The sequence below is a fragment of the Streptomyces sp. CGMCC 4.7035 genome (assembly GCF_031583065.1).
GTDB classification, from domain to species: domain Bacteria; phylum Actinomycetota; class Actinomycetes; order Streptomycetales; family Streptomycetaceae; genus Streptomyces; species Streptomyces yaanensis.
Genome location: NZ_CP134053.1, coordinates 2,966,151 through 2,978,652 on the forward strand (window position 1 = coordinate 2,966,151; position 12,502 = coordinate 2,978,652).

Here is a 12,502-nt window from a genome sequence, read left to right on the forward strand (position 1 = left end):
GGGGCCAGGGCGCTCACCGCGCACCCCCCATTGGCACCGCCACCCGCACGGCCTTTCCCGTCCCGCCTCCTGATTGGCCTGCCCATGACCGACACCGCTCCCACGGCCATACCGCCGTCCGCCCAAGTGACCCTCCCCGACGGGCGCGTGGAGATCGCCCCGGGTTCCCCGCCGCCGAGCGGTCCGTACGCCAACGAGGACCTGCTGCCGGTCCCCGTGGAGAAGCGCACCTGGACCACGTACAACTTCTCCGCGCTGTGGGTCGGCATGGCCCACAACACGGCCTCCTGGACCCTGGCCTCCGGTCTGATCGCCGTCGGCATGGACTGGAAGCAGGCGGTGTTCACCATCGCCCTGGCCAATGTGATCGTGCTGATCCCGATGCTGCTCACCGGCCACGCGGGACCCAAGTACGGCATCCCCTTCCCGGTCTTCGCCCGAGCCTCCTTCGGTGTGCGCGGGGCCAACCTCCCGGCCGTCGTACGGGCGCTGGTGGCGTGCGGCTGGTTCGGCATCCAGACGTGGATCGGCGGTGAGGCGATCTACTTCCTCGCCGGCAAGCTCATCGGCGACAGCTGGGCGAGCGCGTCCAAGGTGGGCGGCTATGCCTGGACGATGTGGCTGTCCTTCGCGATCTTCTGGGTGATCCAGGTCGCCATCATCTACCGCGGCATGGAGACCATCCGCCGCTTCGAGAACTGGGCGGCGCCCTTCGTGCTCGTCGGCGCGTTCGTGATGCTCTGGTGGATGAGCAGCAAGGCCGGTGGTCTCGGTCCGCTGTTCGACCAGCCGTCCAAGCTCGGCTGGGGCGGGGACTTCTGGAAGCTTTTCTGGCCCTCCCTCATGGGCATGATCGGCTTCTGGTCGACGCTGTCGCTCAACATCCCGGACTTCACCCGCTACGGCAGGAGCCAGAAGGCCCAGACATGGGGCCAGGCGCTGGGCCTGCCGACGACCATGACCCTCTTCGCGTTCCTGTCCGTGCTGGTCACCTCCGGCTCGCAGGCCGTGTACGGCGAGCCGGTCTGGGACCCGGTGCAGCTGGCCGCGAAGACGGACAACGTGGTCGGTCTGCTCTACGCGCTGGTCACCGTGCTGGTGGCGACCCTGTCCGTGAACATCGCGGCCAACCTGGTCTCGCCGGCCTTCGACTTCTCCAACATCGCGCCCCGGAAGATCAGTTTCCGCACCGGTGCCCTCGCCACCTGCGTGCTCGGCGTGCTGATCTTCCCCTGGAAGCTGTACTCCGACCCGCAGGGCTACATCTTCACCTGGCTCGGCCTGGTCGGTGGTCTGCTCGGCACGGTGGCCGGCATCCTCATCGCCGACTACTGGATCCTGCGCCGGGGCTCCCTCGACCTCGTCGACCTCTACCGCTCGGGTGGCCGCTACTGGTACGAGGGTGGCTGGAACTGGCGGGCCGTGGTCGCCTTCGTGGCCGGCGGGGTCCTGGCGGTCGGCGGCGCGGACTTCCATCCGCTGATCGACGGCCGTCCGATCCCGGCCCTGTCGTCGCTCGCCGACTACGGCTGGGCGGTGGGCCTGGGCACGTCGATGGTGCTGTACGTGGTGCTGATGCTGCCGCGCGGCCGGGAGAAGGCCACGGCCTGACCGCCCCACCGCGCACGAAGGACGGTCAGTTCGTCTGACCGTCCTTCAGCTCGTCCGACCGCCCTTGAGCGCCGCCACCGCGTCCTTCGCGGCCTTGATGGCGCCCTTGTTGATCTCGTCCGTACCGGGTGCCTTCTTCGTCTCGAAGTCACTGCCGTTGTACGTGACGACCACCAGCGCGTTGGACACGCGGGCCACCACCACTCCCTCGCGGGTCTGCTGCTTGTCCTCGGTGGTGAGGTTGACGACGGAGTAGGCGGTGTCGCCGAGACCCGGGACCGCTCCTCCGCCGCTCTTCTGCGCCGTGCGCTCCTGGTAGGACTTCTGCGCCGCCGTGTCCGAGTCGAGGATCTCGAAGGACACGTCGAGCCATCGGTAGTCGTAGTCCTTGAGCGCGTTCCAGGAGCAGGTGCGCCTGAGGGACGCGTCCGTCGACGGGATCTCCTTGCCGGCGGTCTTGGCGTTCGGAACGAGTGACTTGATCGTCGTCGCGGACATGCTGCCGCACGGTGCGGGGGCGGTGGTGTACGCCTTGGGCCCGGCCGACGCCTCGGGTGCGGAGGAGGATCCGTCGCTCGGGGTGTTCGGGGAACCCTGGGTGCTCCCGCTTCCCTGCGCCGACTCGCGGTCGGTGGCCGGGGCCGCGGCCAGCGGCCCGGACGACAGGGCCCAGCCCGCCGCGGCGAGCACGGCGACCGGCAGCATGCGCGCGGTCAGGGCGAGCGGCAGAGGTAGAGACTGCACAGCGCACTTCTCGTGGGGGACGGTGCGGAGGGAGTCCACACTGCGGACGGGACGCCAGTCTCACATGACTCCCTGTGATGCGGAAGGGCAAGCCTGGAGCGTTCCCGTGTGCCCCTTTTCGCCTGTACGCCGGGTTGTTGACGGAGAGAAAGGGACAATCGGGTCAGACGGGACGAGTGCCCCGCCATGTACAGGGCGTGACCGCCGTGACGGTCACGCCCCGGCATGACGCGCTCACACCATCAGCGATATCGCATACGCGAGGAAGAATCCGGCCACCAGCACCACCAGCACGAGGATCACGATCAGTGGTCCCTTGGCCCAGCCCCGCGTCCGGTCGTAGTCGTCCCGGTGGGTGGCCTCCGAAATGCTGCCCTCGCCCGGTGGGGTCTCGCCCGGAGGCACCCCGCCCGGCTCCACCCTGGGCGTCTGCGACGGCTCGGGGTCGGCAGCGCCGTACTGACGGCCCCGCGCGCCGCCTGCTCCGCTGTCCCGGTTCATCTGGTTCATGACCGCCCCCGGATCATCTGGTTGATGACTGCCGAGTACCCCCGCGGTCGGCCGTCACGCGGGCGACGGGTGATGAAGGTCCCGGCCCCTGCCCCGGCCGGCCGTGTCACGCGTACGATCACCCTCATCGTCCGACCTTTACAGGAAAGCCACGTTATCCGGCGCGAAGCGTAAACCTCTTCAACCTGACATCCAGACAAATCGGTCAAAATAATTGATACCTATAGTGACGCGGGCGTTTTCGCGAATAAACCGCAGAATTAAGTCCGCCGCGTGGCGTCGACCACGGGCGATCCTGTGGGCCATGGCGGGTATGGCGACCCTCGGATTCCTCATCACGCTGGAGATCGCCGCGCGCCGCTACTGCGGGGTGCCGGGGCCGATGACCAATCAGGCGAAAGAGGTGATATTCGCCCCCAAACCGGGGCCGCTTTACGGGGGCCTGGCGTTGATGACGGTGGTGCTCCCCTGGCGGCAACGGTTCATCGCGGCTGGTGCCGCGATCGGCATCGACGTCGTCTTCGTGCTGGTGCGGTGGGCGGTCGACGCCCAGGTGGCCGACGGACATTTCTTTGGAAACGGCGCGTTGTGGGTGATGTTGGGCTATGGGGTCATCGCTGTCACGCGACGCACCGGCGGGGAGCGTGTCCTGCTGTTGAAGGGCGTCGGGCTGGGCCTGCTGCTGGTGGCCGCCCGGAAGACCGGCGATACCTGGCTGCTCATCACGGCGAAGACCCGCCCGGCGGTGCTCGACCCGTACGTGGCAACCGCCGATCACGCGCTGGGCAACCCGTCGTGGCTGATGGGCCGGATCGTCGGGGCCACCGGCCCGATCGGCACCCATCTTCTCGGCTGGGTCTACGCCCAGCTTGCGGTGGCCGCGATCGTCGTCGCGCTGTACCAGCTGCGTAACGTGGCGGTCGAGCGCCGGTTCCCGCGCCATCATCTGGTGCGCACCTTCCTGGTGATCGGCCTCCTCGGGCCGGGCATCTACATGATCTTCCCGGTGGTCGGACCGGTCTTCGCCTACGGACCGGGCGCCTCCGGCACCGGCGGCGTGCACTGGGCGGTGGCCAACCTGTGGCCCCACACGCCGCCGCCGCTCCATACCCCGCACCCGGTGCCGTACGACGGGATCACTCCTCGCAACTGCATGCCCAGCCTGCACACGGCGTGGGCCACCGCGATCTTCATTCATTCCCGCAAGGGCCCGCGGATTCTGCGATTCGCGGGGACGTTCTGGCTGATTGCCACGCTCTGCGCGACGCTGGGCTTCGGCTACCACTACGGCGTGGATCTCGTTGCCGGCGTGGTGTTCTCGCTCACGATCGAGGCAGGTATGCGCTCGCTCGACCGCGGCTGGGATCGGTCAGGAATACAGCTGGTCGCCTACGGCGCAACGGTTTTCACCGCGCTCGTGGTGTCGTATCGCTATCTGCCGATGGAGATGGCCGAACATCCGTGGGTGTTCGGACCACTTCTCATTCTCGCGATGACCTCAGTGGTCTACGGCTACGTACGGACCACCAGACAGTGGGAACCGAAGGCCGTACCGGCGCGGCAACCGGAACCGCTGCCCGAACCGGTTTGAGCAGGCGTTCTCCACGGCGTCGTAACGGACCGGCCGAGACGCGGAAACCAGTGAGATGAGAGGCCGTATGTTCACCACCCGACCCACCCTCCAGGGCACCTTCGGCATGGTGTCGTCCACGCACTGGCTGGCCTCCCAGTCCGCGATGGCCGTCCTGGAGGACGGCGGCAACGCGTTCGACGCGGCCGTGGCCGGAGCGTTCGTCCTGCACGTCGTCGAGCCGCATCTGAACGGGCCCGCCGGTGAGGTCCCGATCCTCCTCGCCCCGGCGGACGGCGAGGTACGGGTGCTGTGCGGGCAGGGCGTCGCACCCCAGGGAGCCACGATCGCCCACTACAGGGGACTCGGTCTGGATCTCGTACCCGGCACCGGGCCGCTCGCCGCGGCCGTCCCTGGTGCGTTCGACGCCTGGATGCTCCTGCTGCGCGACCACGGGACGAAGTCCCTCGATGACGTCCTCAAGTACGCCATCGGCTACGCGGAGCACGGGCACGCGCCCGTGGAGAACGTCGGCCGGACCGTCGAGAGCGTGCGCGAGTTGTTCCAGACCGAGTGGACCTCCTCGGCCGCCGTGTACCTGCCGGGCGGGAAGGCGCCACGGCCCGGCGCGCTGCTGCGCAACCCCGCGCTGGCCGCCACCTGGAAGCGGCTGCTCGCCGAGGTGGCCGGTGCGGGGGACCGGGAGGCGCGGATCGAGGCGGCCCGTCAGGTGTGGCGGTCCGGATTCATCGCCGAGGCCCTGGTGCGTCAGGCGCGGCGGCCCACCATGGACACCAGCGGCGCGCGGCACAGCGGCACGCTGACGGCCGCCGACCTGGCCTCCTGGTCCGCCGGCTACGAGACCCCGGCGACCTATGACTGGAACGGCTGGACCGTGTGCAAGGCGGGCCCGTGGAGCCAGGGCCCGGTCCTGCTCCAGCAGCTCGCCCTGCTCCCGCCCGAGCTGCCCCGGTACGGGTCCGCCGACTACGTCCACCTGCTGATCGAGGGCTGCAAACTTGCCATGGCCGACCGCGAGGCCTGGTACGGCGACGCGGCCGAGGTGCCGCTCGACGAGCTGCTCTCGGACGCGTACAACGCCGAACGGCGCGCCCTGATCGGCCACAAGGCGTCGTACGAGCTGCGCCCCGGCGCCCCAGGAGGCCGCGTTCCGCGGATGAGTGAGTACGCGCGCGTGGTGGCCGCCGACGAGCCCGGCTTCAGCCCCATGGGCGTCGGCGAACCGACCGTCGCGAAGAGCCCGGCGTCCCCGGTGCCCGGTGAACCGGACGTCGCCGCCGACGGCACCACCCGCGGCGACACCTGCCACCTCGACGTCGTCGACCGCTGGGGCAACATGGTCGCGGCCACGCCGAGCGGCGGCTGGCTTCAGTCCAACCCGGTCGTGCCCGAGCTGGGCTTCCCGCTCGGCACCCGGCTCCAGATGACCTGGCTCGACGAGGGCCTGCCGAACTCCCTCACCCCGGGCCGCCGCCCCCGCACCACCCTCACCCCCTCGATCGCGCTGCGCGACGGCGTGCCGGTGCTGGCGTTCGGCACGCCCGGCGGCGACCAGCAGGACCAGTGGCAACTGCACTTCTTCCTGGCGGCAGCCCTGCGCCCGCCGGTCCGCGGCGGCCTCGACCTCCAGGGCGCGATCGACGCCCCGAACTGGCACAACGACAGCTTCCCGGGCTCGTTCTACCCGCGCGGCATGCGCCCCGGCAGCGTCACCGTCGAGTCCCGCACGGACCCCGCGGTCGTCGAGGAGCTGCGCCGGCGCGGCCACGACATCACGGTCGGCGAGGCCTGGTCGGAGGGGCGGCTCTGCGCGGTCGCCCGGGACCCGGAGACGGGCGTGCTCTCGGCGGCGGCGAATCCGCGGGGGATGCAGGGCTACGCGGTCGGACGCTGAGCGTCCCGTGGGAAGTGCCGCGATGGGCCGGGGCGAGCCGAACCGCAGCCGACTTCGCCAAGGCCGCTCAGTCGCAAGCCGGGTATTCATGTCAGTCGCAAAGCCGGGTATTCATGCCGATTCCACCCGGAGTCCACCGGCCCGGCGAGGGTTGTCAGTGGCGCATGCTCTGATGCACTCATGATCGTAGAGAGTGAAACCATCGACGAGTTTCTCGCCCACGGCATGTCCGACGTCGAGCAGGCCCTGCGCACGGCGGCCGCGACCGAGATCATGCCGCGCTTCCGCCGGCTCGCCGCGCACGAGATCGACGAGAAGAGCGGCCCGCACGACCTGGTCACGGACGCCGACCGCAACGCCGAGGCCTACCTGAGCGAGGTGCTCGCCAAGCTGCTGCCCGGCTCGGTCGTGGTGGGCGAGGAGGCGGTCGACGCCAACCCGGCGACGTACGAGGCGGTGCGCGGCGAGGACCCGGTCTGGATCATCGACCCGGTCGACGGCACCCGCCAGTTCGTGCACGGCGACCCCGGCTTCTGCACGCTGGTCGCGCTCGCCCAAGGCGGTGTCGTGCGCGCCTCGTGGACATACGCACCGGCCCACGACCAGCTGGCCACGGCGATACGCGGCGGGGGCGCGTTCCTCGACGGCGAGCGCCTGCGCTCCGGCTCGCCCGCGCCCGGCCGCGACCTGGAGGTGGCCACGTCCCACCCGGACTACACGACGGACGAGCAGAAGCGCGCGCTCCTCGGCCTGTACACGGAGGGCGTCCACGCGCGACCGTGCGGCTCGGCGGGGCTGGAGTACCTGCGCATAGCGCAGGGCAAGCTCGATGCCACGGCCTTCTCGTGGGAGGCTGCCTGGGACCACGCGGCGGGTCTCCTCCTGGTCGAGGAGGCGGGCGGCGCGCACCTCACCCTGATGGGCGAACCGTTCCGCATCACCGGAGGCAACGCCCTGCCGTTCACCGCGGCCCGGGACGGGGCCACGGCCCGCTGGGTGGTGAAGCTGCTCTCGGGCGAGGCCTGAACCGCCCCACCGCGACGCGCCGGCCCCGTCCTGCTCCAACCCGAAAAACGGAATCTTCGCCTCACCCACGGGCGTCCCCCCGTGCCCGAGGGTGTCGGTCCCGCGGCATATCCTGATCCCCAGTGGCCGTCGGCTGACGAAGGAGTCCGAAGGTGCCGTCGATGCTCGATGCGGTCGTGGTGGGGGCGGGGCCCAACGGGCTGACGGCTGCCGTGGAACTGGCCCGTCGCGGCTTCTCCGTGGCCGTCTTCGAGGCGCGCGACACCGTCGGCGGAGGCGCACGCACGGAGGAGCTGACGCTGCCGGGCTTCCGGCACGACCCGTGCTCGGCGGCGCACCCCCTCGGCATCAACTCGCCCGCCTTCCGGGCCCTGCCCCTGGAGCGCTACGGCCTGGAGTGGCTGCACGCCGAGTTGCCGATGGCACACCCCTTCCCGGACGGCACGGCGGCGGTGCTGGCCCGGTCGGTGGCCGAGACGGCCGCCTCGTTCGGACCGCGGGACGCGGGGCCGTACCGCCGGCTGGTCGAGCCCTTCCTCAGCCGCTGGGACACGCTGGTCCGCGACTTCATGTCGCTGCCCCTGACCGCGCTGCCCCGCGACCCGGTCACGCTCGCCCGGTTCGGTCTCACCGGGCTGCCCCCGTCGACCTGGCTGATGCGACGCTTCCACGACGAGCGGGCGAAGGCGCTGTTCGCCGGGCTCGTCGCGCATGTGATCGCCCCGCTGGGCGGCTTCGCCACCGGTGCGGTCGGCCTGGTCTTCGCGCTGGCCGCGCACGCCCGGGGCTGGCCGGTGGCCCGTGGCGGCTCCCAGGCCATCTCCGACGCCCTCGCCGCTTACCTCAAGGACCTCGGCGGCGCCGTCCACACCGACTACGAGGTCAAGCGCCTCGACGACCTGCCCCCGGCGCGCGCGTACGTGTTCGACACCTCGCCCACCGCCCTGGCCCGGATCGCGGGCCTCGGCAGGTACTACGACGGGTACCGGTACGGAGCCGCCGTCTTCAAGGTGGACTACGCGCTGGACGGCCCGGTGCCCTGGACGGCGAAGGAGCCGCGCGTCGCCGGCACCGTGCAGATCGGGCCGACCAGCGCGGAGATCGGCACGGCCCTGCGCGCCGCCTCCCGCGAGGGCCGCGCGCCCGACACACCGTTCCTCATCACCGTGCAGCCCAGCATCGTCGACCCCAGCCGGGCCCCGGCCGGCAAGCAGGTCTTCTGGGCGTACGGCCATGTGCCGAACGGCTGGACCGGAGACCTCACCGACGCCATAGAACGCCAAATGGAGCGCTTCGCACCGGGCTTCCGCGACCGCGTCCTGGCCCGCGCCACCGCCGGCCCGGCCGAACTCGCCTCCCGCAACGCCAATTACGTCGGCGGCGACATCGCCTCAGGCGCGGCGTCCGGGCTGCAGCTGCTGCTGCGCCCCAAGCTGTCCCTCTTCCCGTACAGCACACCGCACCCCGCCGTCTTCATCTGCTCGTCGGCCACCCCGCCGGGCCCCGGCGTGCACGGCATGTCGGGGCACAACGCGGCGAAGGCCGTCTGGCGGAGACTGAGGCAGACATGACCACCATCACGCTGGTCCAGGGCGACATCACCCGGCAGAGCGCCGACGCGATCGTCAACGCGGCCAACTCCTCGCTGCTCGGCGGGGGAGGCGTGGACGGCGCGATCCACCGACGCGGCGGCCCCGCGATCCTTCAGGAGTGCCGCGAACTCCGCGCGTCCTACTACGGCAAGGGCCTGCCCACGGGCCAGGCGGTCGCCACCACGGCGGGCGAACTGGACGCGCGGTGGGTGATCCACACGGTGGGCCCGGTCTGGTCGGCCACCGAGGACCGCTCGGAGCTGCTGGCGTCCTGCTACCGAGAGTCCCTGCGCGTCGCCGACGAACTCGGCGCCCGTACCGTCGCGTTCCCCGCCGTCTCCACCGGCGTGTACCGGTGGCCGATGCAGGACGCCGCCCGGATCGCGGTGGAGGCGGTCCGGGGCACGGAGACGGCCGTCGAGGAGGTCAGGTTCGTCCTCTTCGACGAGCGGGCGTACGAGGCGTTCGCCGAGCAGGTCGGCTGACACGGGTCGAGCCGCTCTGCCACGTCACGTCAGGCCTCCTCGCGGAACTCGGCGATCCACTCGGATGTGGCGCCGAGCCCCCCGAACGTGTAGAAGTGCAGCTTGAGTTCACCGTGACGCCGGGCGTCGTAGTGGTGGGCCAGCGCCCGGATGAACCGGTCGGGGCCGGCCGTCCCCATCAGGTTCGTCAGGGAGAAGCCGTACTTCTTCGCGATGCCCGCGCTCGTGCCCACCCCGAATCGCGCGGCATAGCTCATCAGCCGCCGCACCCCGGCAGGCCCGGGCACCCCGATCCGTATCGGCAGCCGGATGCCCCGGTTCCGCACGGCCTCGACCCAGCCGAGCACGGGGTCGACGTCGAAGCCGAACTGCGTGATGACGCTGCCGGGCAGGTCCTGCGCGCGCAGGACGGCCGCCTTGTCCTCGATCACCGACCACAGCACTTGCTCGGCGATGGCGGGGTGGCCTTCGGGGTAGCCGCTCACGCCGACGCTTCGTACGTCGTACTTCTGGAGCAGCCCGGACCGGATCACGGCCAGGGAGTCGTCGTACGGACCCTGCGGCCTGGCGGGATCGCCGCCGACGACGAACACGTTGTCGGCGGTGCCGTCCTCGCGGAGCGCGGCCAGGAACTCCCCCAGTTCCGCCTGCGAGGTGAGGCGGCGGGCCGATATGTGCGGTACGGGCACGAACCCGAGCCGCTTTACCGCCCGCGCGGCCTCCCGCCGCATCCGCAGGTCCTCGTTGCCGAGGAAGGTGACGTTGATCCGGGTACCGGGCGGAATCGTGGCGCGCGCGTCCTCCAGCTTCGCGACGTCCTTGCCCGTCATCTCCAGGGAGAAGTCGTCCAGCAGGGAAGCGGTGTCCGTGCCCGCAAGGGTGGAGACGGAGTCCATCGTGCGCGTTCTCCCGCTGGTTGTACCGAATCGATCTGGTGAGGGACGGTATCAGCGCTACTGAGTCCACAGCGATCGGGGTAAGGGCAGGTCGGTCCACGTACATGTCGGATTCCCGCCAGCCCGGCCCCGGCCCGTGCCCGATGCTGGAGACATGCGGAACGGGATGCACACCGACAAGGAGCGCTGCGTACGCGCGGTCCAGTCGAAGGACGCGCGCTTCGACGGCTGGGTTTTCACGGCCGTCCTGACCACACGGATCTACTGCCGGCCCAGTTGCCCGGCCGTGCCGCCGAAGCCGGAGAACATGACGTTCTACCCGAGCGCGGCCGCCTGCCAGCAGGCCGGATTCCGGGCCTGCAAGCGATGCCGCCCGGACACCAGCCCCGGCTCGCCCGAGTGGAACCAGCGCGCCGACCTCGTCGCCCGTGCCATGCGGCTGATCGCCGACGGCGTCGTCGACCGCGAGGGCGTGCCCGGCCTCGCCGCCCGCCTCGGCTACAGCACCCGCCAGATCGAGCGCCAGCTCCTCGCCGAACTCGGCGCCGGCCCCCTCGCGCTCGCCCGGGCCCAGCGTGCCCAGACCGCCCGGCTGCTCATCGAGACGACCGCGCTGCCGATGGCGGACATTGCCTTCGCGGCCGGCTTCTCCTCGATCCGCACCTTCAACGACACCGTCCGCGAGGTCTTCGCGCTCTCCCCGAGCGAGCTGCGCGGCCGCATCCCGAAGCACACGGTGATCGCCCCTGGCGTTCTGAGCCTGCGGCTGCCGTTCCGCGCCCCGCTCAACCCCGACAACCTCTTCGGGCACCTGGCCGCGACCGCCGTCCCCGGCGTGGAGGAGTGGCTCGACGGCGCGTACCGGCGCACGCTCCGCCTGCCCTACGGCCACGGGATCGTGGCCCTGACCCCGCAGCCCGACCACATCGGATGCCGCCTCACCCTCAGCGACCTGCGCGACCTGCCCGTCGCCATCAGCCGCTGCCGCCGCATGCTCGACCTGGACGCCGACCCGGTCGCCATCGACGACCTGTTGCGCACCGATCCGCTGCTGGCACCGCTGGTCGACAAGGCCCCCGGCCGCCGGGTGCCGCGCACCGTCGACGAGGCCGAGTTCGCCGTACGGGCCGTCCTGGGCCAGCAGGTCTCCACGGCCGCCGCCCGCACCCACGCGGCTCGCCTGGTCACCGCGCACGGCGTACCGGTCGAGGATCCCGAGGGCGGCCTCACCCATCTCTTCCCGGCGCCCGAGGCGCTCGCCGCCCTCGATCCCGAGTCACTCGCGATGCCCCGCACCCGTCGTACCACGTTCACCACCCTCGTCCGCCAACTCGCCGAGGGTGAACTTCACTTGGGTGTCGAGAGCGACTGGGAGGAGAGCCGCGCCCGGCTGCTCTCACTGCCCGGCTTCGGCCCCTGGACGGTCGACGTGATCGCGATGCGCGCCCTCGGCGACCCCGACGCGTTCCTGCCGACCGACCTCGGTATCCGGCGCGCCGCACAGGAACTGGGCCTGCCGTCCACCCCCGCCGCGCTCACCGCACGCGCGGCGGCCTGGCGGCCGTGGCGGGCGTACGCCGTCCAGTACCTGTGGGCGACCGACAGCCACCCGATCAACTTCCTGCCCGTATGACCCCGTACAAGGACGTCCCATGACAGCGAAACAGCACACCGTGCTCGACAGCCCCTACGGCCCCCTGACCCTCGTCGCCACGGACGGCGTCCTGTCCGGCCTGTACATGACCGGCCAGCGCCACCGCCCGCCCGAGGAGACCTTCGGCGAGCGCGACGACAGGCCCTTCGGTGAGGCGGCCGACCAGCTGGAGGCATATTTCACCGGAGAGTTGAAGGAGTTCACCGTCGAACTGCGCCTGGACGGCACGCCGTTCCAGCGCAGTGTCTGGGAACAGCTGCGCCTGATCCCCTACGGTGAGACCCGCTCGTACGGCGAACTGGCCGACGCCCTCGGCAATCCGGGCGCCTCGCGCGCGGTCGGACTCGCCAACGGCAAGAACCCCATCGGCATCATCGTGCCCTGCCACCGCGTCGTCGGCGCGAACGGCGGTCTGACGGGATACGGCGGCGGCCTGGACCGCAAGAAGCGCCTGCTGGACTTCGAGGGCGGCACGGCACTGTTCTGACCGCCCGGCGGC

At 71.0% G+C, this 12,502-nt stretch carries 11 protein-coding genes; 8 read left to right on the plus strand and 3 right to left on the minus strand.

Annotated features, from left to right (window positions below; all coding sequences use genetic code 11):
* The first annotated feature begins 84 nt into the window (after window positions 1-84).
* Window positions 85-1,611 carry an NCS1 family nucleobase:cation symporter-1 gene (locus tag Q2K21_RS12515; RefSeq protein ID WP_310769979.1) on the plus strand — a complete coding sequence of 509 codons (1,527 nt, stop codon included), beginning with the start codon at window positions 85-87 and terminating at the stop codon, window positions 1,609-1,611.
* Window positions 1,612-1,656: 45 nt separating this feature from the next.
* On the opposite strand, the gene Q2K21_RS12520 is transcribed toward Q2K21_RS12515, so the two are convergent.
* Window positions 1,657-2,355: a hypothetical protein gene (locus Q2K21_RS12520; RefSeq protein ID WP_310769981.1), complete on the minus strand. Its 699-nt coding sequence runs from the start codon at window positions 2,353-2,355 to the stop codon at window positions 1,657-1,659.
* 234 nt (window positions 2,356-2,589) lie between these two features.
* Window positions 2,590-2,865, minus strand: a complete 276-nt coding sequence (locus Q2K21_RS12525) for a DUF6480 family protein (RefSeq protein ID WP_310769983.1) — start codon at window positions 2,863-2,865, stop codon at window positions 2,590-2,592.
* A gap of 313 nt (window positions 2,866-3,178) precedes the next feature.
* Between Q2K21_RS12525 and Q2K21_RS12530 the strand changes: the two genes are divergently transcribed.
* The 5 genes from Q2K21_RS12530 to Q2K21_RS12550 all read left to right on the plus strand — a co-directional run bounded on the left by Q2K21_RS12530 (window position 3,179) and on the right by Q2K21_RS12550 (window position 9,453).
* Window positions 3,179-4,456, plus strand: coding sequence for a phosphatase PAP2 family protein (locus Q2K21_RS12530; RefSeq protein WP_310780895.1), 1,278 nt, complete (start codon window positions 3,179-3,181; stop codon window positions 4,454-4,456).
* 67 nt (window positions 4,457-4,523) lie between these two features.
* On the plus strand, window positions 4,524-6,350 hold the full coding sequence (locus Q2K21_RS12535) for a gamma-glutamyltransferase family protein (protein ID WP_310769986.1): 1,827 nt from the start codon (window positions 4,524-4,526) through the stop codon (window positions 6,348-6,350).
* Between the two features lie 180 nt (window positions 6,351-6,530).
* Window positions 6,531-7,376: an inositol monophosphatase family protein gene (locus tag Q2K21_RS12540; protein ID WP_310769988.1), complete on the plus strand. Its 846-nt coding sequence runs from the start codon at window positions 6,531-6,533 to the stop codon at window positions 7,374-7,376.
* Window positions 7,377-7,537: 161 nt separating this feature from the next.
* Window positions 7,538-8,947: a phytoene desaturase family protein gene (locus Q2K21_RS12545; RefSeq protein ID WP_310769990.1), complete on the plus strand. Its 1,410-nt coding sequence runs from the start codon at window positions 7,538-7,540 to the stop codon at window positions 8,945-8,947.
* Window positions 8,944-9,453: an O-acetyl-ADP-ribose deacetylase gene (locus Q2K21_RS12550; protein WP_310769991.1), complete on the plus strand. Its 510-nt coding sequence runs from the start codon at window positions 8,944-8,946 to the stop codon at window positions 9,451-9,453. Before Q2K21_RS12545 ends, Q2K21_RS12550 begins: the two co-directional genes overlap by 4 nt.
* 29 nt (window positions 9,454-9,482) lie before the next feature.
* On the opposite strand, the gene Q2K21_RS12555 is transcribed toward Q2K21_RS12550, so the two are convergent.
* Entirely contained in the window at window positions 9,483-10,349 is an 867-nt protein-coding gene (locus tag Q2K21_RS12555) for a methylenetetrahydrofolate reductase (RefSeq protein WP_310769993.1), read from the minus strand.
* 154 nt (window positions 10,350-10,503) lie between these two features.
* On the opposite strand from Q2K21_RS12555, the gene Q2K21_RS12560 reads away from it, so the two are divergent.
* Window positions 10,504-11,982, plus strand: coding sequence for an AlkA N-terminal domain-containing protein (locus tag Q2K21_RS12560; RefSeq protein WP_310769994.1), 1,479 nt, complete (start codon window positions 10,504-10,506; stop codon window positions 11,980-11,982).
* Between the two features lie 19 nt (window positions 11,983-12,001).
* Window positions 12,002-12,490, plus strand: coding sequence for a methylated-DNA--[protein]-cysteine S-methyltransferase (locus Q2K21_RS12565; protein WP_310769995.1), 489 nt, complete (start codon window positions 12,002-12,004; stop codon window positions 12,488-12,490).
* Window positions 12,491-12,502 lie beyond the last annotated feature (12 nt).